The sequence below is a fragment of the Thermococcus celericrescens genome, from assembly GCF_001484195.1.
GTDB classification, from domain to species: domain Archaea; phylum Methanobacteriota_B; class Thermococci; order Thermococcales; family Thermococcaceae; genus Thermococcus; species Thermococcus celericrescens.
Map to the genome: position 1 here is coordinate 12,196 of NZ_LLYW01000028.1, position 19,116 is coordinate 31,311.

19 protein-coding genes and 2 pseudogenes are annotated in these 19,116 nt (G+C 56.0%); 14 read left to right on the plus strand and 7 right to left on the minus strand.

Features of this window, described 5'->3' with window-relative positions; translation table 11 throughout:
- Positions 1-18 precede the first annotated feature (18 nt).
- The gene (gene cdr / locus APY94_RS08005) at positions 19-1,344 is read left to right on the plus strand and encodes a CoA-disulfide reductase (protein ID WP_058939135.1); all 1,326 of its coding nucleotides are present in this window, start codon (positions 19-21) and stop codon (positions 1,342-1,344) included.
- A gap of 6 nt (positions 1,345-1,350) precedes the next feature.
- On the opposite strand, the gene APY94_RS08010 is transcribed toward cdr, so the two are convergent.
- Complete coding sequence (locus APY94_RS08010) at positions 1,351-2,595, minus strand: MFS transporter (RefSeq protein ID WP_058939136.1); 1,245 nt, start codon at positions 2,593-2,595, stop codon at positions 1,351-1,353.
- A gap of 125 nt (positions 2,596-2,720) precedes the next feature.
- Here APY94_RS08010 and APY94_RS08015 point away from each other — a divergent pair.
- Positions 2,721-4,032 (plus strand): annotated as a pseudogene (locus APY94_RS08015) (RNA-guided endonuclease InsQ/TnpB family protein).
- Positions 4,033-4,036: 4 nt separating this feature from the next.
- Here the strand turns inward: APY94_RS08015 and APY94_RS13385 are convergent.
- From APY94_RS13385 to APY94_RS08025, 3 genes are read right to left on the minus strand one after another with little or no spacing between them, the layout of a single operon-like run.
- Entirely contained in the window at positions 4,037-4,189 is a 153-nt protein-coding gene (locus tag APY94_RS13385) for a hypothetical protein (RefSeq protein WP_169791810.1), read from the minus strand.
- Entirely contained in the window at positions 4,189-4,887 is a 699-nt protein-coding gene (locus tag APY94_RS08020; protein ID WP_058939137.1) for a TraB domain-containing protein, read from the minus strand. The genes APY94_RS13385 and APY94_RS08020 overlap by 1 nt, the downstream gene beginning before the upstream one ends.
- A complete protein-coding gene (locus APY94_RS08025) occupies positions 4,884-5,828 on the minus strand; it encodes a ribonuclease Z (protein WP_058939158.1) in 945 nt (314 codons plus the stop codon). Before APY94_RS08025 ends, APY94_RS08020 begins: the two co-directional genes overlap by 4 nt.
- A gap of 88 nt (positions 5,829-5,916) precedes the next feature.
- On the opposite strand from APY94_RS08025, the gene APY94_RS08030 reads away from it, so the two are divergent.
- The 3 genes from APY94_RS08030 to tdt all read left to right on the plus strand — a co-directional run bounded on the left by APY94_RS08030 (position 5,917) and on the right by tdt (position 8,416).
- Positions 5,917-6,876: a tetratricopeptide repeat protein gene (locus APY94_RS08030; RefSeq protein WP_058939138.1), complete on the plus strand. Its 960-nt coding sequence runs from the start codon at positions 5,917-5,919 to the stop codon at positions 6,874-6,876.
- An 83-nt stretch (positions 6,877-6,959) separates the two neighbouring features.
- Positions 6,960-7,334, plus strand: coding sequence for a NifB/NifX family molybdenum-iron cluster-binding protein (locus tag APY94_RS08035; protein ID WP_058939139.1), 375 nt, complete (start codon positions 6,960-6,962; stop codon positions 7,332-7,334).
- Between the two features lie 59 nt (positions 7,335-7,393).
- A complete protein-coding gene (tdt, locus tag APY94_RS08040) occupies positions 7,394-8,416 on the plus strand; it encodes a TDT family transporter (protein ID WP_058939140.1) in 1,023 nt (340 codons plus the stop codon).
- On the opposite strand, the gene APY94_RS08045 is transcribed toward tdt, so the two are convergent.
- Positions 8,385-9,098, minus strand: coding sequence for a sulfite exporter TauE/SafE family protein (locus tag APY94_RS08045; RefSeq protein ID WP_058939141.1), 714 nt, complete (start codon positions 9,096-9,098; stop codon positions 8,385-8,387). The two genes, tdt and APY94_RS08045, sit on opposite strands and share 32 nt — an antisense overlap.
- A 71-nt stretch (positions 9,099-9,169) precedes the next feature.
- Positions 9,170-9,891, minus strand: a pseudogene (locus tag APY94_RS08050) (cation diffusion facilitator family transporter).
- A gap of 177 nt (positions 9,892-10,068) precedes the next feature.
- Here APY94_RS08050 and hypA point away from each other — a divergent pair.
- The 9 genes from hypA to APY94_RS08095 all read left to right on the plus strand — a co-directional run bounded on the left by hypA (position 10,069) and on the right by APY94_RS08095 (position 18,189).
- A complete protein-coding gene (gene hypA, locus APY94_RS08055) occupies positions 10,069-10,488 on the plus strand; it encodes a hydrogenase nickel incorporation protein HypA (protein ID WP_058939142.1) in 420 nt (139 codons plus the stop codon).
- Complete coding sequence (locus tag APY94_RS08060) at positions 10,485-11,216, plus strand: Mrp/NBP35 family ATP-binding protein (RefSeq protein ID WP_058939143.1); 732 nt, start codon at positions 10,485-10,487, stop codon at positions 11,214-11,216. The genes hypA and APY94_RS08060 overlap by 4 nt, the downstream gene beginning before the upstream one ends.
- Before the next feature lie 48 nt (positions 11,217-11,264).
- Positions 11,265-11,738, plus strand: a complete 474-nt coding sequence (locus APY94_RS08065) for a hydrogenase 3 maturation endopeptidase HyCI (protein WP_058939144.1) — start codon at positions 11,265-11,267, stop codon at positions 11,736-11,738.
- 61 nt (positions 11,739-11,799) lie between these two features.
- A complete protein-coding gene (locus APY94_RS08070; RefSeq protein WP_058939145.1) occupies positions 11,800-12,024 on the plus strand; it encodes a HypC/HybG/HupF family hydrogenase formation chaperone in 225 nt (74 codons plus the stop codon).
- The gene (gene hypD, locus APY94_RS08075) at positions 12,021-13,139 is read left to right on the plus strand and encodes a hydrogenase formation protein HypD (protein WP_058939146.1); all 1,119 of its coding nucleotides are present in this window, start codon (positions 12,021-12,023) and stop codon (positions 13,137-13,139) included. The genes APY94_RS08070 and hypD overlap by 4 nt, the downstream gene beginning before the upstream one ends.
- Before the next feature lie 92 nt (positions 13,140-13,231).
- A complete protein-coding gene (hypF, locus tag APY94_RS08080; protein ID WP_058939147.1) occupies positions 13,232-15,550 on the plus strand; it encodes a carbamoyltransferase HypF in 2,319 nt (772 codons plus the stop codon).
- Positions 15,551-15,598: 48 nt separating this feature from the next.
- Complete coding sequence (hypE, locus tag APY94_RS08085; protein WP_058939148.1) at positions 15,599-16,609, plus strand: hydrogenase expression/formation protein HypE; 1,011 nt, start codon at positions 15,599-15,601, stop codon at positions 16,607-16,609.
- 90 nt (positions 16,610-16,699) lie between these two features.
- Positions 16,700-16,993, plus strand: a complete 294-nt coding sequence (locus APY94_RS08090; RefSeq protein WP_058939149.1) for a hypothetical protein — start codon at positions 16,700-16,702, stop codon at positions 16,991-16,993.
- On the plus strand, positions 16,990-18,189 hold the full coding sequence (locus APY94_RS08095) for an aminotransferase class V-fold PLP-dependent enzyme (RefSeq protein ID WP_058939150.1): 1,200 nt from the start codon (positions 16,990-16,992) through the stop codon (positions 18,187-18,189). The genes APY94_RS08090 and APY94_RS08095 overlap by 4 nt, the downstream gene beginning before the upstream one ends.
- Here the strand turns inward: APY94_RS08095 and APY94_RS08100 are convergent.
- Positions 18,186-19,085, minus strand: coding sequence for a hypothetical protein (locus tag APY94_RS08100; RefSeq protein WP_058939151.1), 900 nt, complete (start codon positions 19,083-19,085; stop codon positions 18,186-18,188). The genes APY94_RS08095 and APY94_RS08100 overlap by 4 nt on opposite strands.
- Positions 19,086-19,116 lie beyond the last annotated feature (31 nt).

The window sequence follows — 19,116 nt, forward strand, 5'->3', positions numbered from 1 at the left end:
CCTCTTCTGGTGATGCTCATGGGGAAGACGGTGGTTATCATAGGCGGTGGAGCGGCTGGAATGAGCGCCGCGTCTCGTGTTAAGAGGCTCCAACCCGAGTGGGACGTCAAGGTTTTCGAGGCAACGGAGTGGGTCAGCCACGCCCCCTGCGGCGTGCCCTACGTTGTCGAGGGCATCTCGCCGAAGGAGAAGCTTATGCACTACCCGCCGGAGGTCTTCATCAAGAAGAGGGGTATAGACCTCCACATGAGGGCGGAGGTCCTTGAGGTTGACCAGGGGGCGGTCAGGGTCAGGGAACCCGATGGGGAGCACACCTACGAGTGGGACTATCTCGTCTTCGCCAACGGTGCCTCCCCCCAAGTTCCGGCCATAGATGGCTGCGGCCTTGAGGGGGTTTTCACCGCGGACCTTCCACCCGACGCAGTCGCGATAAGGGAATACATGGAAAAGCACGATGTCAGGAACGTTGTTGTCATTGGAACGGGTTACATAGCCCTTGAGATGGCCGAGGCCTTCGTCGCCCAGGGTAAGAACGTCACCCTCATCGGCAGAAGCGAGCGCATCCTCAGGAAGACATTTGACAAGGAGATCACCGACATCGTTGAGGAGAAACTCAAGGGCGCCCTCAACCTCCGCCTTCAGGAACTAACGATGCGCTTTGAGGGCGATGGAAAAGTCGAGAGGGTTATCACGGACGCCGGTGAGTACCCTGCGGATATGGTGATCGTGGCGACGGGCATAAAGCCCAACACCGAGCTCGCTAGGGAGCTGGGGGTCAGGATTGGAGAGACCGGGGCCATCTGGACCAACGAGAGGATGGAAACTAGCGTCGAGAACGTCTACGCCGCCGGTGACGTCGCTGAGACGAGGCACCTGATAACCGGCAGGCGCGTCTGGATACCGCTTGCCCCGCCCGGAAACAAGATGGGATACGTTGCCGGAAGCAATATCGCCGGAAGGGACGTGATCTTCCCGGGCGTTCTTGGAACGAGCATAACCAAGTTCCTCGACCTGGAAATAGGAAAAACCGGTCTAACCGAAGCGGAGGCTATCAGGGAGGGCTACGACGTCAGGACCGCCTTCATAAAGGCCAGAACAAAGCCCCACTACTACCCAGGCGCCAGAGACATATGGCTCAAGGGCGTCGTCGACAACGAGACCAACAGACTTCTCGGTGTCCAGGCGGTTGGAGCCGAGATACTGTCGAGAATAGACACTGCCGCAACGATGCTCACCGCGGGCTTCACGACCAGGGATGTCTTCTTCACTGACCTGGCATACGCACCGCCCTTCGCCCCCGTCTGGGACCCGCTAATAGTTCTTGCCAGGGTTCTCAAGTTCTGACTCCTCTCACTTTTTCAGCAGGGCGAGGCTTCCCCCAATCAGGGCAAGCCCGAGGCCAAACGCCGCACCAAATCCCGCCGATGATATGAGTGTGCCGCTTATGGCGCTGCCCGTGATGTATCCCGCCGAGCTGACGACGTTGTAACTCCCCATTGCACTGCCCTTCTCCTTTTCTCCCGCCCTCTCGCTCACTATGGCAGTCGAGGAGATTCCGATGAAGGCCCAGGAGTAACCCGCAAGGATGTAAGAGGCGAAAGCCAGCGGGAGCAGCGCTGGGGAGACCAGCATTCCGAGCACCATCGTAGCGAAGGCCCCGGCGCGGAGGAGCAGTCCCTTTTTCAGGATTCCTTCCTTTCCGCCTCTCATCGCGGCCCCGACGCGGGTGTAGTTCATCGCCGAGACCGCGGAGTTGGCTATGAGTGTCAGGTACACAACCTCCCTCGTGTAGCCCTCACTCGTGAGGAGCACCGGCATCTGGGGGAAGTAGAGGCCCGCCGCTATCCAGAAGAGCAGGAAGGCTACGTAGAACCTCCCCAGGCCCTCTGGAAGGCTGAAGTTGGTGTGGAGTATGAAGCTGGGGAAGTAGCGGGCCTTTTCGACGACGTAGTTGCCGAACGCTTTGATAGCCCGTCTGTTGATGTATATCGGAGCCTCCCGTATCATCCGCTCCCCCATGAAGACAGAGGGCAGGCCCAGGATGGCGAAGGCGAGGAACAGCTGGGGCATGGTCAGGAACCTCGACAGGCCGAAACCGAGGACTAGACCGAGGACCCACCCCCAGCCGCTTATCTCGTTGAACTTGCCGATGGCGTGGTCCCAGCTGTGCTTCCTGACGCTCCTCAGCACGAGGGCTATGGGGACCGATAGGGTGGAGGCGAGGAAAAATGCGTATACAGTGTTTACCGCGATGAGCTGAGCTGGGGTCTTCACAAAGGCCATCGCCGTGAGGAAGAGCGGAACGCTGGCAAAGCCGAGGAGTATGAACGGTTTCCTCCGCAGGGTCCTGTCGCTCACCCTGCCCCAGAACAGCGCGCCGAGCATCGAGGCTAGGCTTGCAAGAGCGAAGGTCAATCCAACGGTTGAGGCGTTCCCCCCGAGTTCCAGGAGGTAGAGGCTCACCAGGGCGGAGCTTCCGCCGGTGGCCACCTTGAACGGCACGAAGGAGTAGAACCACCTGGGCATCTTGGGGATATAGCGGTAGCGGTTTGCGACCGATGCGTTCCTCACCGCAATGGCAACTCTCTGGCTCATTTTTCCCACCTTGAGGCCTCCGAGAGGCCGGTTTGGTTTAAAAAGATTGTGCCCAACCACTCAATAAGCCTTCAGGCGAGAAAGCAATACTCTTTTAAAGCCTAAAAATCATACCACACTTTGAAATGAAGCGTTCAGTAACGGTCAAACTCCAGCCGAGCAAGGAGCAGGAAAAAGCTCTCTTCGAGTTAGCTCACGCTTCGGCAGTAATCTGGAACAGGCTCAATTACCAGCGTTTAAAACAATTCAAAGAATTCGGCAGGATTGATTTTAATGGGACTGAAAAGGAAGCTTACCAAGAGTTCAAAAACTGGATTGGGGGATCCACAGTCCAGCAGTTGGCGAGGAAGAACGCCGAAAGCTGGCGGAGCTTCTTCCGGCTCAACAAAAAGAAAAAGACTGGAGAACTGCCGGAATGGTTCAGGCCAAGACCGCCCGGTTTCGTCCGGGAGGAGAACGGGCGCAAACTCTTCGTAATTCCCCTCCGGAACGATCAGTACAAAATCGACGGGAACGTCATCGAGTTGAGGCGCCTTGGAAAGTTTGGAAGACTGAGGATTCAATTCAATGGGAGGATCTACCTGAAGGGTAAGCAGGGAAGACTGGAAATACAATACGACCCCGTAAGGCGGAAGTGGTACGCTCACTTGAGCTTTACCGTGGAAGAAAAACTAATCAATGACGAGTGGGTTGAAGTTCCGAAACAACCCTTAGGCAACCTTTCGGCAGGAATCGACCTTGGAGTGAACAATCTGATGGCAGTTTACGTTGAAAACGGTGAAAGCTTCCTCGTGAACGGCAGACCGTTGAAGAGCATAGCTTTTTACTGGCAGGGGAGAATAGCCGAGTTCCAGTCGAAACTCAATAAGTCCGGCTGTAAAAAGAGCAGGAAACTCCGGAAAATGTACGAGAAGGCTAAACTACAAGCCAAACACTACATTAACACGGCAGTCAGGCAAACGGTGGAAAAGCTTTACCGTCTCGGGGTTTCGAGGATTGTTGTTGGCTACCCGAAGGGGATAGCAAGAAACTCTGATAAGGGCCGGAAGCAGAATTTCCTTCTCTCCCACGTCTGGCGGTTCAATTACGTCATCAAACGCTTGACTGAAGTTGCGGAAGAGTTCGGTATCTCCGTCGAGGTTGTTGGTGAGGCTTTCACTTCTCAGGTTTGCCCTCTCTGTGGCCGACGCCATTCAGATGGAAGAATCTTTAGGGGTTTGTTTAAGTGCCATGGAGAGGGCGTTGTTATGAATGCCGACTTGTTGGTGCCTTCAACATCCTGAAGAGGGTTGTTAGAACGATAACCCCGAGCCTTCCCGCTTTGGCGGGAGGTAGAGGTAATTGGGGCAAGGCCGTCCCGAGGGGTCGCATGATCCGAAACTGGTGGCAGGAGTAGGAAAGACCCCTCAAACCTCCCCACCAATGGCAAGGGATTAACTCTTCAGTACGGGGAGGAGGTCAGGTAGCCGCAGTTCCTGCAGATGATTATCTTTACCTTGTGAGCCGTGAAACCCCATTTGCTGTCTATCTTCCCCTCCTCAACCTTGAAATCCGTTCCGCCGCAGAGCGGGCAGACCAGCTGTCTCCTTTCCATCACACCCCCGTGGTCCAGTATGGTGAGAGGAATCTCCTTTCCCGGGCCCTATCGAGAAGGTGCTCTATCCCGGGCTTGTGGCCGAGGCCAACCACGGCTATAACCCGTGGCCTCTTAACCCCCCGGAGCTTCAGGTTCTCGACTATGGACACGAGGTTCCTCGCCATAACCTCGTTCCTCTCCTCGACCAGAACGCGGTAGAGGTAGGGATAGCGGCGCTTGAACTGCACCATCATGACCCTGTACTCGGCCATTGGGTCGGAGGGCTCGCCGAGCCTAACGGGCAGGAATATTCCCAGGGCTTCCAGGGCCATGAGAAGCTTCTCCCTCCCCGGGGCGGCGGCTATCTTGGAGAGTATGACGTTTATGTCCTCGTCTATGAGGTAGAGGGGGATACCAAGGGTTTGAGCGGCGCTTATAGCTGCTTTCATCTCCTCGCCGGGCTTCATCCCGAACTCCTCTCCCAGTCTCTCCTCGACCTTCGCGAGTGCGTAGTTTATCAATCCCTTCCTGCCGAAGCGCAGTGATTCCTCCAAAGTTAGCCGCCGGTTCTCGTTCATGGCTAAGAAGCGCGCCCTGTCGAGCTCTATCGCGACGGCATGGGGCCTCTCACCGAGTATCGTCCTGATCACCTCTTCCCTGCTCTTCGGCGAAACGTGCATCGTGCCTATGAGCTTGACGTAGCGAAGATAGCTCATCCTCTCTCCTCCAGAAGGTTTCTCACGCTGAATTTGCCCGATTTAAACATCAAAAGGTCGAAGTCCCGCGGAACCACGAAGTCAACCCCGAACTCGCGGCATATTCGCGAGGCCTCGCTCAGGTACTCGTCGTAGGTGTAGCGGAAGGCCCTGTGGAAGAGGGCAAGGAGCTTAACCTTGGCCCTCCTGGCCGTCTCGCAGGTCTCCTCAACCGTCGAGTGATAGCTATCGCCCCTGTGGGCGGGATTCAGATAGGTTGCCTCGTGGATAAGCAGGTCTGCCCTCTCAGCGAAGAGCCTGACCCTTTCAGCGGGCTCGGTGTCGCCGGTGTAGACGACCTTGAGGCCCTTTCTCCTTGGCCCGGTGACGTCCTCGAGGCGGATTATCCGGCCGTTCCACTCGATTTGACCCTCCCGCTCGAGCTTCCCGAGTATCGGCCCCTCGCTCAGCCCGTACTCGGCGAGCTTCTCCGGGAGAAACTTTCCGCGCCTGTCCTTCTCCCTGAAGACGTAACCTAGGGCGGGAACGCCGTGCTCGACCTTGAAGCTCCAGATTTCGTAGTCCCCGAACTTCAGCCTCGTCTCGCCAAGCTCGTGGACGTGTATATCGAAACCCGGCCTGAAGAAGCCGCTCTGGAGAAAGTGCTGGACGAACTCGAATGTGTACTTGGGGCCGTAAATGTGGAGGGGTTTTTCCCTGTCCCAGAGGTTCATCGTCTGTATCAAGGCGGCCAGGCCAAGGTAGTGGTCGCCGTGGAAGTGGGTGATGAAGATCTTCTCCACCTTCATCGGACTGAGTTTAGCGGTGTTCATCTGCCTCATCGTGCCCTCTCCGACGTCGAAGAGTATAACCTCGCCCTTGTAGCGGAGCGCTATGGCCGGAACGTTTCTCTCTCTGGTGGGCATTATGCCGCCCGTGCCAAGGAAAATCACTTCAAGCATGTTCATAGTTTCCACGCGGAGATTAAAAACCTAAGCATGCCAAACGTTAAATACTTCCGGACGGCTAATTATTCTGAGGTGTTCTGAGATGGAGGAGATTCTGAAGGCAATCGAGGAAAAGGACTGCAAAAAGGTCGCAGACCTTCTGTACCACAGGGTTGACGAGCTGGGCGACGAGGAGCTTAAAGAGGTTCTCGAGAAGGCCGAAAAGCTCGCCCTGGAGTGTAGAGACTTTGAACTTTACAAGCTCACCGTTTACTACTTCAGCGAGCTTCTGGGGATTGACAAGCTGAGCGAGTTTGAGAAGCTGGTCGAAGAGGAAGACACCTTTGAGATTAAGTTCGAGCTGGCGGATCTGTACTACCTCATTGGGGAGCTTGAGAAGAGCTTCGACCTCCACCGCTCCCTCCTGGAAGAGGAAACCGCAAGGGGCAACAAAGAGAACGTGGCAAAGGTGTATTACAGTATGGCCCTCATCCACGAGGAGCTTCAGGAGTACGAGAAGGCAATCGAGCTAATGGAAAAAGCAAAGGACATCTACAAAGAACTCGGAAAAGAGGAGGAGATTCTCAGAATAGACATACACAGGGCCTACGTGGTATTCGAGGCGGGTGAGACCTACGAGGCAAAGGCCATGCTTGCAGGACTGCTCCCGCTGGCGGAGGACAAAAAAGACCTTCTCGTGGAGATACACCTGAGCTTCGAGGAAATATTCGAGGAGGACGAGAACTACGAGGCCGCTTTGCAGGAGTGTCTCTACGCCCTCGTCAACGCCAGAGGCTCGGACTATGAGGACGTGGCCTTCGGCTCACTGATGGATATCCTCTGGCAGCTGATGCTCGAAGACGATTTCGAGACGGTTTACCTTCACATGGACATGTTCGCCAGGGCGCTCCCGGAGCTGAGCGACTTCTTTGAGGCGGTGAAGGCCATAGCACTTTACAAGGACGGCAAAATAGAGGGAGAAGAGGCGAGCAAAGCCCTGGAAAAGGTCAAGGACCCGCGCCTGCTCGACCTTCTGGAGTTCCTCGGCGAGGCGGAGCTCTGATTTCCCTTTTATCTTCTCCCAGAACCAGTGTGCATATGCACAAGCTTTATATGTGAAGGTTTTTTCATAATAGTGGTGATCCCATGAGAATCGCGGTTCCCCTGAAGGATGGGAGAGGGCTGGAGAGCGAGGTCTGCGAACACTTCGGCCGGGCGAAATATTTCGCGTTCGTTGAGGTTGATGATGGCACCATCAAGGGCGCTGAAGTCGTCGAGGTTCCCTTCGAAGAGCACGGCCCTGGAGACATTCCAAACTTCGTGAAGGAGCACGGCGGCGAGGTCGTTTTGGCCTACGGCATGGGCAGGAAGGCCATGGCATACTTCGAGAGCCTTGGGATAACCGTCGTTACCGGGGCCTACGGAAGGGTTAAAGACGTCGTTGAGGCCTTCATACACCAGGTTCTTGAAGTTGACCCACACTGGAAAGAGCGGATAGAGGCCACCAAGCACGGCCACTGAACCCCTAATCCGTGGCAAAGCTTTTAAATGAAATTTTTTTCATTCAATCTGGTGGTCTCATGGGAATCAAAGACTTCGCGCCGAGCTGGTTCGCGAGCGTCATGGGCACAGGAGCTTTGGCGCTTGTGAGCAAAGCTTACTCCTCGAAGCTCCCAATCATCAAAAGTTTCGCCGGGTTCCTCGTTTATCTTAACACCGTCCTCTTCTTCGTTCTGCTGATTCCGTGGGTTCTCAGATGGATCAAATACAGGGAGAACGCTCTGGCGGATCTGCACCATCCAGTCCTCGGCAATTTCTACGGGACGATAGCCATTGCAATGCTCGTGCTCTCCGCGGACTACCTCACAATCCTCGGGAATACAAGTGTGGCATGGACCTTCTGGCTCGCCGGGACACCGCTGACGATATTCTTCGCCCTGCTGATTCCATACCTTGTCTTCACGAGTGAAGGCGTGGATACCAAGGCCATAACGCCCGCCTGGTTCATCCCGCCTGTTGGGTTGATAGTAATTCCCATCAGCGGGGCCAAGCTCATGGCTCTCTCCTCGGGAACCGTGAAGGAACTTATGACCTTCATCAACTACTTCGCCTGGGGCGCGGGCTTTTTCCTCTACTTAGCCCTCCTCGCGATAGTGTTCTACCGCTTCATAAAGCACGAGCCGATGCCCTGCGGAATCGCTCCGTCAATTTGGATTAACCTTGGACCAATAGGAGCGGGCACGAGCACCCTCTACGCCCTCATCAAGGCCAGCGACTTCATAAATCTCGAGGAACCTTTCTTAGTCTTTGGTCTAATATTTTGGGGCTTTGGCGTCTGGTGGTTTGCCATGGCAGTAATCTTAACGCTCCACTATGTCAGAAAGCTCAACCTGCCCTACAGCCTTGCTTGGTGGGCCTTCATCTTCCCCTTTGGAGCCTACGTGAGTGCCACATACAACGTTGGAACGACGTTCGGAATAGGTGCAATCATTAACTTTGGCTTCGCCATGTACTGGCTGCTCCTGGCGATGTGGCTGGTAACAGGGGCTTTGACGCTGAAGAACTTCGTCTTCAGAAGGAGAGCGCGACGAGCAGCGTCTTAATCGCTATGACGTACATTATCGCCCCTATCACTTTTTTAACATGTTCTGAGCTCATTTTGGAATGCATCAGATGCGTTCCAAACCAGCCCCCGGCTATGGCAGGAACCGAGACCCAGAGGAGAAGGCTCCAGTCGAGGGTTCCCATACCCCAGTAGGTTAGGAAGCCGCTGAAAGATGAGAAGAAGACGACGAGGGCTGTAGTTGCGGCAACTTTCTTGGGCTCATGACCGAGGAGGATAAGGGCAGGGCTTATTATCCCGCCGCCCCCGACGCCCAGCAGTCCCCCGAGGAATCCTGCGATTCCGCCGATGAGAATGCCTTCAACCGTACCTTTACCGCTTCCCCTCGCCTTTGGCCTGAAGAAGAGCATCATGGTTCCCGAGTAGAGGAGGAAGCCCACAAAGACAACGAGAACGGCCCTGTGGGGGACGAACTTTCCGGAGTAGGCCCCGACGGGAGCCATGAGCGTCGCGAGGAGGAGTATTGGAAGGCCGAAGCGGACGTCGAGTTTTCCAGCCTTGAGGTTCCTGACCGTTGCAGAGAGCATCGAGAGGGTGTTTATGAAGAGACCGGTTGGCTTGGCGCTCATCAACGGGATTCCAAGCCAGCCCATAACCGGAACTATCGCTATCGCCGAGCCTACTCCCCCTATCGAGAAGACAACGCTGAGGACAAAGGCTATGAGGGCTAACTCCGGGTAGTTCGTTTTAGGTCACCCAAATAAAATGAGAAGAGCCTCTAATTAAAACTTTTTCATGCATCTGGGCAGAGCAGTCCCTGCTCACAGCGGTTCACCTCGAGTTGCACTGTGACGTGGGTTACTCCATACTTCTTCAGAATCTTCTCGACCTCATCAATGATACACTGAGCCTCGCTTAGGGACATGTCATTCACAGCAACGTGGCACTCGAAGTGTATCTCCTTCTCTCCAATGCGCCATGCATGGAAGTGGTGAGCATTTTTAACGCCAGGGATCGATTCGATTTCTGCCTTTATTGCATCGAAGTCGAGTTCGGGCGATGCTTCCATGAGAACCTCAACGCTTTCTTTCAGGATATCGTAGCCCTCGCGGAGGATGTAGAGGGAAATGAACACGTGACAAGGAGGTCTATCCAGACGAGGTCGTAGTATCGTATAGCCAGACCACCTGCCACTACAGCCACAGAAGACAGCGTGTCGCTCATGAGGTGAAGGTAAGCGGAGCGGACGTTGATGCTCTCGTGAGCATGCTCGTGGAGGAGGAGAACGAGGAGGAGGTTAGCCAGAAGTCCAATAACCGCCACCACAAGCATGAGCGCTGTGTCTATTGGATTGGGGTCCCTGAAGCGCTTGTAGGCCTCCACGAGCAGGAATAGTGCAACGCCGACGAGGGAGTCACTCAGAAGGGCCAAGCTGCCGGAGAGAATTCCACCTATGACCTCAGCTATTGTAATGACAAAGTTCAGGATTATGGAGAAGACCATACGGGATTTCATGGCCCCGTGGGAGTGTTTGTGTTACATTTCTCTCCCTGAGAGGGATCTTATTGGAGACTTAAAAGCCTTTTGAGGTCAGAATTGGGAAGTTTAATCCCTGGTAATGGAAGACATAAACATAGGGTTAAAAACTCAACCCTTTTTAAGGATAGCACTGAAAAAGTTGGTGGTGATACCATGCACGAGTGGGCACTCGCCGATGGGATAGTTAGAACAGCCCTGGATTACGCACAAAACGAAGGCGCGTCTAAGCTCCTCGCCGTTCAGGTCGTTCTCGGCGAACTTCAGGACGTCAACGCCGAGATAGTCGAGTTCGCGATGAAGGAGCTCCTCAAGGGGACCATTGGAGAAGGGGCAGAGATAGAGTTCGTGGAGGAGGAGGCCGTTTTTAAATGCAGGGACTGCGGCCATGAGTGGAAGCTTAAAGAGGTCAAAGGAAACTTCGACGAGCGCATAAAGGAGGACATACACTTTATTCCTGAGGTTGTGCACGCCTTCCTCGCCTGTCCGAAGTGCGGCAGCAGGGACTTTGAGGTGGTCAAGGGTAGGGGAGTTTACATAAGCGGCATAAAGATCGAGAAGGAGGGGGAGGCATGATAAGCATAGACCCGCGCGTCAAGGGCATAGAGGGCAGGCTTGAGAATGTGAAGCGCATAATTCCAGTCGTCAGTGGGAAGGGCGGAGTTGGCAAGTCGCTCGTCTCCACCACGCTGGCCCTTGTCTTGGCAGAGAAGGGTTACAAAGTCGGCCTTCTCGACCTCGACTTCCACGGCGCGAGCGACCACGTTATCCTCGGCTTCGAGCCAAAGGAGTTCCCGGAGGAGGAGTACGGGGTAATCCCTCCGACGGTTCACGGGATAAAGTTCATGAGCATCGTCTACTACTCCGAGGACAAGCCGACGCCCATGAGGGGTATGGAGGTCAGCGACGCCCTCATAGAACTCCTCACAATAACCCGCTGGGACGAGCTGGACTACCTCATCATAGACATGCCGCCCGGCCTTGGAGACCAGTTCCTCGACGTCATGCGCTTCCTCAAGAAGGGTGAATTCATCGTGGTGGCAACACCGTCAAAGCTGGCCATTAACGTCGTCAGAAAGCTCATCGAGGTTCTGAGGGAGAGGGAATACAAAATCCTCGGAATCGTCGAGAATCTTAAGCTGGACGAGGAGAAAGACATAGAGGAGCTGGCAAAGAGGTTTGACGTGCCCTACCTAACCGGCATACCGCTGTACAGGGACCTGGAAGACAAGATAGGGAAGCCCGATGAGTTCCTGAGGACGGCCTTCGCGGAGAGGATACGGGAGGTCGCGGAGAGGATTTAGCGAAGGGTTTTTCTTTTCTTCATCCTAAAGCCCGTTAAAGGTGAAACTATGGAATTCTCCAAACTCCTCAGAAGGGCTAAACGGGTCGTCGTCTGCGGAATAGGGAACGAGGTTAGGGGGGACGATGCCTTCGGCGTCATCGTTGCCGAGAAGCTGAAGGGACTGGTGAACAACCCAAACGTTCTCATCCTCAACTGCGGTGAGGTTCCGGAGAGCTACACGGGAAAGATAACAAAATTCGAGCCGGATCTGGTGGTCTTCGTGGATGCGGTTGACTTCGGCGGGGAGCACGGAGAGGTCATAATCGCCGACCCGGAGGGGACTCTCGGAGAGGCGGTCTCGACCCACAGCCTGCCGCTCAAGATTCTGGTGGGCTACCTGAAGACACGCCTCAACGCGGAGTTCGTCCTCATCGGCTGCCAGCCGGCCGTTCTGGGCCTCTTCCAGGAGCCGAGCGAGATTATAATCGAACGGGCGAAAACACTCGCAGAATCGCTGGCCGGGGCCCTCGGGAGCGGTTGAAAACCAGAGGTTTAAAAAACCCCTAAAAAGGCGGCCACGAACTAATCACAGGTGAGAGAAAATGTGCTTGGCGATCCCAGGAAGGATTATCAAAGTTGACGGTAAGACCGCAGTTGTTGATTTCGGCGGCGTCAAGAGGGAAGTCCGCCTCGACCTGCTTCCGGAGGCCGGGGTTGGGGACTACGTCATAGTTCACACAGGCTTCGCAATAGAGAGGCTCGACGAGGAGAGGGCGCTGGAGATACTCGAGGCATGGGCAGAGGTAGAGAGGGCGCTGGAGGGATGAACGTGACCGACGTCCTGAACGCCTTCAAGGACAGGGAGCTGGCTCAGAAGGTCGTGAGGGAGATCCGCGAGGAGGCGAAGGGTCTCGATGAGCTCCGCTTCATGCACGTCTGCGGAACCCACGAAGATACTGTAACCCGCTCCGGGATACGCTCCCTCCTGCCGGAGAACGTCAAGATAGTCAGCGGGCCGGGCTGTCCCGTCTGTATAACCCCCGTTGAGGACATCGTCAAGATGCGCGAGATTATGAAGGAGGCCTACGCGGAGGGAGACAGGATAATCCTGACCACCTTTGGCGACATGTACAAAATCCCCACTCCCCTCGGGAGCTTCGCGGATTTGAGGGGCGAGGGCTACGACGTGAGGGTGGTCTATTCCATATTTGACACCTACAAGATAGCCAAGGAAAATCCGGAAAGAACCGTTGTCCACTTCAGTCCCGGCTTTGAGACGACAACGGCTCCCGCCGCTGGAATGCTGAACGCCGTCGTTGAAGAAGGCCTCGAGAACTTCAAGATATACTCCGTCCACCGCTTGACTCCCCCTGCCGTTGAGGCCCTCGTGAAGGCCGGAACGCGCTTCCACGGGCTCATAGACCCTGGTCACGTCTCAACGATAATAGGCGTCAAAGGCTGGGAGTACATAACGACCGACTACGGCATACCGCAGGTCATAGCGGGCTTCGAGCCCGTGGACATGCTGATGGCTATTCTGCTCCTCATACGGATGGTTAAGAACGGCGAGGTCAAGATACTCAACGAGTACACGAGGGTTGTCAAGTACGAGGGCAACGTAACGGCTCAGAGGCTCATCGAGAAGTTCTTCGACGTCACCGACGCCAAGTGGCGCGCCCTCGGAACCATACCCGAAAGCGGACTTGAGCTTAGGAAGGAGTGGAAGGAGCTGGAGATAAGGACGTACTACGACCCGGAGGTTCCCGAGCTCCCGGACCTCGAAAAGGGCTGCATCTGCGGCGCCATCCTTCGCGGTCTGGCGCTGCCCCCGCAGTGCCCACACTTCGGCAAGACGTGCACGCCGAGGAGTCCAATAGGACCATGCATGGTCTCCTACGAAGGAACCTGCAGCATCTTCTACAAATACGGAGCTTTGTTCTAACACTAAAGGTTGAAAACTCCTCTCCGGTTTTTAACTTTTGGTTTTAGAAACCTATAAAGGCCCGGATTACCAAGAAGAAACCGGTGAGAGGAATGAAGGCCTACCGACTTCACGTTCAAGGCATCGTTCAGGCCGTCGGATTTCGGCCCTTCGTCTACAGAATCGCCCACGAAAACAACCTGCGGGGCTACGTCAAGAACCTCGGCGATGCTGGGGTTGAGATAGTCGTCGAGGGCAGGGAGGAGGATATAGCGGCTTTTCTGCGAGACCTCAGGGAGAAGCTTCCCCCACTCGCGCGGATAGAGATGATAAAGAAGAAAGAGCTCTCTCCCCAGGGCTTTGACCGCTTTTACATCGAGAAGAGCTCCCAGGGCGGGGAAGGCGGGGATTCGATAATCCCGCCCGACATAGCTATATGCGACGACTGTCTGAGGGAGCTTTTTGACCCGACGGACAAGCGCTACATGTACCCATTCATCGTCTGCACCAACTGCGGGCCCAGGTTTACAATCATCGAAGACCTCCCCTACGATAGAATCAACACCACGATGAGAGAGTTCCCAATGTGCGACTACTGCGAGAGCGAGTACAAAGACCCGCTCAACAGGCGCTACCATGCGGAACCGGTCTGCTGTCCGGTCTGCGGGCCGAGCTACCGGCTCTACACGAACGATGGAGAGGAAATCATCGGCGACCCGCTGAAGAGGGCAGCCGAGCTCATAGACAAGGGATACATCGTCGCCATCAAGGGAATAGGTGGAATACACCTCGCCTGCGACGCAACCAACGAGGAGGCAGTCGCGGAGCTGAGGCGGAGAACCCACAGGCCGCAGAAGCCATTCGCGATAATGGCGAAGGACGTCGAGACCGTCGAGGAGTTCGCCTTCCTCTCGCCGGAGGAACTCGAGGAGCTGACTTCCTACAGGAGGCCGATAATAACCCTCCGCAAGAAGGAACCCTTCCCCCTCCCAGAGAACCTCGCGCCGGGACTCCACACCATAGGCGTCATGCTGCCCTACGCGGGAACGCATTACATACTCTTCCACTGGAGCAGGAGTAAGGTTTACGTCATGACCTCTGCGAACTACCCGGGAATGCCGATGGTCAAGGACAACGATCGGGCCTTCGAGGAGCTGAGGGATGTCGCTGACTACTTCCTCCTCCACAACAGGAAGATACTCAACAGGACCGACGACAGCGTCATCAGGTTCGTCAACGGGAGGAGGGCAGTGATAAGGCGCTCCCGCGGCTTCGTGCCGCTGCCCATAGAGATACCCTTCAACTACCGCGGCTTGGCCGTCGGGGCGGAGCTTCTCAACGCCTTTGGCGTCGCCAAAAACGGGAAAGTTTACCCCAGCCAGTACATCGGGAACACCTCGAAGGTCGAAGTCCTCGAGTTCATGGGGGAGGCTATAGAGCACTTCAAGAGAATCCTCCGCGTGAACGAGTTCGACCTCATCGTTGCAGACCTACACCCAAGCTACAACACCACGAAGCTCGCCATGGAGATGGCCAACGAGCTAAACGTGGAGTTCCTCCAGGTGCAGCACCACTACGCACACATAGCGAGCGTCATGGCCGAGCGGAAGCTGGACGAGATAATAGGCATAGCCGTTGACGGCGTCGGCTACGGAACCGACGGCCACACCTGGGGCGGCGAGGTGGTATACCTGAGCTACGAGGACGTCGAGAGGCTGGCCCACATAGACTACTACCCACTCCCCGGCGGAGATCTGGCCAGCTACTACCCGCTGAGGGCCCTGATGGGCATCCTGAGCAAGGTCTACGGCGTCGAGGAGCTCGAGGGGATAATCGAGAGGTGCTGCCCAAAGGCTATCGAGAGCCTCCGCTACGGGAAGGTGGAGTTCAACGTCGTGCTGACCCAGCTGGCGAAGGAGGTCAACACGAGCTACGCGTCCTCAACCGGCAGGGTTCTCGATGCCCTCTCAGTTCTTCTCAACGTGGCGTACAGAAGACATTACGAGGGCGAGCCGGCCATGAAGCTGGAGAGCTTTGCGATGCGCGGGAAGAACGACCTGAAGTTCGAAGTTCCAGTTGACGGCGAGCTGATAAGGGTGGAGGAGCTCTTCGCCCGGGCACTTGACGTCATGGACACCGCCAGTCCGGCGGACATAGCCTATTCAGCCCACCTTGCTCTCGGCAGGGTTTTCGCAGAAACGGCCATAGAGAGGGCAAGGGAGTTCGGAGTCAAGAACGTTGGAATAAGCGGTGGCGTCGCCTTCAACGAGCTCATAGTCAAGACCGCCAGGAAGATCGTCGAAGCCGCTGGCCTGAAGTTCCACACGACCCACGAGGTTCCGCGCGGCGACAACGGAATAAACGTCGGCCAGGCCTTCCTCGGCGGCCTGTACCTCGAGGGATACATCACGAAGGAGGACCTGATGCTGTGAGGAAAAGTTAAATTCAGGTTTGCTGCACGGTTATCCGGAGGGAGAAACATGAAGATAAAGCTCGAACACGGTGCAGGCGGAGAGATAATGGAGGAGCTCCTAAGGGACGTCGTACTAAAGAGCCTGAGCCTGAAATCGGCCGGGGGGATAGGCTTAGACGCCCTCGACGATGGGGCAGCGATACCTTTCGGCGATAAACACCTGGTGTTTACAATAGACGGCCACACGGTCAAGCCACTCTTCTTCCCCGGCGGAGACATAGGTCGCTTGGCCATCAGCGGAACGGTGAACGACCTGGCCGTTATGGGGGCCAAGCCCCTTGCCCTGGCCAACTCCATGATAATCGGTGAGGGCTTCGACGGTGAAGATCTGAAGAGAATACTCCGCTCAATGGACGAAACGGCCAGAGAGGTGCCGGTTCCCATCGTCACCGGCGACACCAAAGTTGTTGAGGACGGGATAGGCATCTTCGTTATAACCGCCGGAATCGGAATCGCGGAGAGGCCGGTAAGCGACGCCGGAGCGGAAGTTGGCGACGTCGTCCTCGTCAGCGGAACGGTTGGAGATCACGGAATAGCGCTGATGAGCCACAGGGAGGGCATAGCCTTCGAGACAGAGCTTGAGAGCGACGTTGCCCCGATATGGGAGGTTGTGGAGGCCGTGGCAGGAGCAATCGGCTGGGAGAACATACACGCCATGAAGGACCCCACGAGGGGCGGTCTGAGCAACGCCCTCAACGAGATGGCGAGGAAGGCCAACGTCGGGATACTCATAAGGGAAACCGACGTACCCGTGAGGCCGGAAGTCAGGGCCGCCAGCGATATGCTGGGCATAAACCCCTTCGATGTTGCCAACGAGGGCAAAGTGGTCATGATCGTCCCAAGGGAGCACGCGGAAGAGGCGCTGGAGGCGATGAGGAGCACGGAGCGGGGGAAGAACGCGGCGATAATCGGCGATGTCATAGAGGACTACAGGGGCAAGGTTCTCGTGGAGACAGGCATAGGCGGAAAGCGCTTCCTTGAACCCCCCGCAGGAGACCCGGTTCCGAGGGTCTGCTGAGTCCCTTTTCACGATTCCCACTTTTGTCCTTAACCTTCGGTTTGGGAAAGCCGTATAAGGCTCTTTTTCCAATTTCAACCGGTGGGGGAGATGATAATCGCAAAGCCCTGCGTAACGATGAAGGGAGTTGTCATAAGCGGCTACTCGTGGGACAGGAAGGTGAAGGTGGACCTGACGAGAACCGCCCAGTGCCTAAAGGAGAAGGGGTACACCGTGAAGAAGCTCCTGCCGGGGATGATGCTCATTCTCGAAATGGAGGGCTACGAGACGAGCGTCTACCCGAGCGGCAAGATAATAATCAAGCTCCTTGAGGACTCAAAGAAGGGTGAGGAGCTCGCTCGAATAATCTACGACTGCGCTGGAGTTTTGGAGGTGGTCTCATGAGGATTCCGGAGGACATTAGGAAGGACATTCCCCTGACTGATGAGGTCATATACTTCGACAACACCGCCACTTCGCTCACCCCCAAGCCCGTGATAGAGGCGATGAACGAGTACTACCTCAAGTACCGCGCCAACGTCCACAGGGGAGTACACAGGCTTTCCCAGATGGCGACCCACAAGTACGAGGAGAGCAGGAAGGTGACGGCAGATTTTCTCAACGCCAAGTTTGAAGAGATAGTCTTCACCAAGAACACGAGCGAGAGCCTCAACCTGGTCTCCCTCGGTCTGGAGGGGTTATTCAAGCCCGGCGACAAGATAGTGACGACGCCCTACGAGCACCACTCCGATTTACTCCCCTGGCAGAGGCTGGCCAAAAAGCTCGGCCTCAAGCTCGAGTTCATAGAGGGTGACGACGAGGGCAACCTCGACCTGAGCGATGCGGAGAAGAAGATCAAGGACGCGAAGCTGGTAGCCGTTCAGCACGTCTCCAACGCCCTCGGCGTTATCCATGAGGTTGAAGAGCTGGGCAAGATGGCGAAGGAAACGGGGGCGATATTTGTCATTGATGCTGCCCAGAGCGCCGGCCACATGGAGGTGGACGTGAAGAAGCTCCACGCGGACTTCTTGGGACTTTCGGGCCACAAGGGGCCGATGGGACCGACGGGGATAGGCGTTCTCTACATCAATGAGGAGTTCTTCGATATCTTCGAACCGCCGCTGATAGGTGGAGGAACGATAGAAGACGTTGGACTGGAGGGATACAAGCTGGCCGAGCCGCCGGAAAGGTTCGAGGCTGGAACGCCCAACATAGGCGGTGCGATAGGTCTCGCCGCTGGAATAAGGTACATCGAGAGGATAGGCCTCGACAAAATCGAGAGACAGGAGCACAAGCTCGTCAAGAGGATAACAGAGGGGCTTGACGAGCTGGAAGTGCCGTGGTACGGGCCGAGGAACCTGAAGAAGCACGCCGGTGTCGTGAGCTTCAACGTTCCCGGCATTCACCCCCACGACGTTGCCGCGATCCTCGACAACCACAACATAATGGTCCGCTCCGGCCACCACTGTGCTTTACCTGTCATGAAGAGGCTCGGAATAAACGGCACCGTAAGGGCCTCGTTCCATGTCTACAACAGCCTCGAAGAGGTCGAGACTTTCCTCGGAGTAATGGAGGAGCTGGTAAAAAGTTTGAGGGATTAGTGGAGAAACTCCCCCCACTCCACGTTTATCGTCTCCGGGGTGCGGTAGATGAAGGCCGCCTCCCCCTTGTGGACGTGCTTCCTCATCGGGCCCAGTGGAACGCCGTTCGTCTCATAGATCACGCTCTGAATGTCCGGGTCGTGGTAGAGAACCAAGCTCGGGCCGGCCAGGTTCATTATCGAGTCTATCGCGTACTGGGTTGCGAGAACCGTTACCCTCGCCCTCATTGGGCGGGTTATCAGCGGTATAGCGGCACCACCAGCTGTGGTGTATGCCAGGACGGCGGCGTCGTTGATACCTATCATGGTGTTCCTCCTGTGTCTGACCACCGCGCTCACGACAAGAAAAGCTATGCCAGCCAGGGTTATGCTGTATGTCTCCCCTAGCTCCACCAGGATGTTCTTCCCGAACTCCGGCGGTTTTCCGGAATAGAATGCCTCATCCAAATGTGTGTAGCTCTCCCGGATAACCTCGGCGTATTTTCCATCCGACTTCATGGCCTCGGGAACGCTCTTCACCTTTCCGGCCAAGAAATCGGCGTAAAGTCTCTCTGTCAGGGTTCTGTCGAGCCCGTAAACGGTCTGGACTATCGTTGCTGCAGTGTAACCATCGAGAATGCCTTTGTCCGCGAGGGCTATTGGGTCGAGGCCCGTTCCCTGGCCGTCCTTCACCCTGATGATAGTGTCAAACCCCTCCTCCGGAAAGTCTCCCTCCGTGTCGAAGATAACTGCCCCGTAGTCAATCTCCCGGTACCTGTCCGCGAAGTACTTCAGGGCCTTCCCCGGCCACTCGTCCATTCCAAAGACCTTGAGAGTCCTACCGTGGTAAACGGGGTCGTAGAAGGTGTCCTCCCCCTCACGCTCAAAGAGCCTAACCGCTATACGGCTGTACTTCATGCGGTTCACCGATTGAGAATAGGGAGAGGTT

Bases quoted from the DNA above. Each gene is read 5' to 3' on its own strand.
- cdr (WP_058939135.1), top strand. From the start codon at position 19: ATGGGGAAGACGGTGGTTATCATAGGCGGTGGAGCGGCTGGAATGAGC.
- APY94_RS08010 (WP_058939136.1), bottom strand. From the start codon at position 2,595: ATGAGCCAGAGAGTTGCCATTGCGGTGAGGAACGCATCGGTCGCAAAC.
- APY94_RS13385 (WP_169791810.1), bottom strand. From the start codon at position 4,189: ATGGAAAGGAGACAGCTGGTCTGCCCGCTCTGCGGCGGAACGGATTTC.
- APY94_RS08020 (WP_058939137.1), bottom strand. From the start codon at position 4,887: ATGAGCTATCTTCGCTACGTCAAGCTCATAGGCACGATGCACGTTTCG.
- APY94_RS08025 (WP_058939158.1), bottom strand. From the start codon at position 5,828: ATGCTTGAAGTGATTTTCCTTGGCACGGGCGGCATAATGCCCACCAGA.
- APY94_RS08030 (WP_058939138.1), top strand. From the start codon at position 5,917: ATGGAGGAGATTCTGAAGGCAATCGAGGAAAAGGACTGCAAAAAGGTC.
- APY94_RS08035 (WP_058939139.1), top strand. From the start codon at position 6,960: ATGAGAATCGCGGTTCCCCTGAAGGATGGGAGAGGGCTGGAGAGCGAG.
- tdt (WP_058939140.1), top strand. From the start codon at position 7,394: ATGGGAATCAAAGACTTCGCGCCGAGCTGGTTCGCGAGCGTCATGGGC.
- hypA (WP_058939142.1), top strand. From the start codon at position 10,069: ATGCACGAGTGGGCACTCGCCGATGGGATAGTTAGAACAGCCCTGGAT.
- APY94_RS08060 (WP_058939143.1), top strand. From the start codon at position 10,485: ATGATAAGCATAGACCCGCGCGTCAAGGGCATAGAGGGCAGGCTTGAG.
- APY94_RS08065 (WP_058939144.1), top strand. From the start codon at position 11,265: ATGGAATTCTCCAAACTCCTCAGAAGGGCTAAACGGGTCGTCGTCTGC.
- APY94_RS08070 (WP_058939145.1), top strand. From the start codon at position 11,800: ATGTGCTTGGCGATCCCAGGAAGGATTATCAAAGTTGACGGTAAGACC.
- hypD (WP_058939146.1), top strand. From the start codon at position 12,021: ATGAACGTGACCGACGTCCTGAACGCCTTCAAGGACAGGGAGCTGGCT.
- hypF (WP_058939147.1), top strand. From the start codon at position 13,232: ATGAAGGCCTACCGACTTCACGTTCAAGGCATCGTTCAGGCCGTCGGA.
- hypE (WP_058939148.1), top strand. From the start codon at position 15,599: ATGAAGATAAAGCTCGAACACGGTGCAGGCGGAGAGATAATGGAGGAG.
- APY94_RS08090 (WP_058939149.1), top strand. From the start codon at position 16,700: ATGATAATCGCAAAGCCCTGCGTAACGATGAAGGGAGTTGTCATAAGC.
- APY94_RS08095 (WP_058939150.1), top strand. From the start codon at position 16,990: ATGAGGATTCCGGAGGACATTAGGAAGGACATTCCCCTGACTGATGAG.
- APY94_RS08100 (WP_058939151.1), bottom strand. From the start codon at position 19,085: ATGAAGTACAGCCGTATAGCGGTTAGGCTCTTTGAGCGTGAGGGGGAG.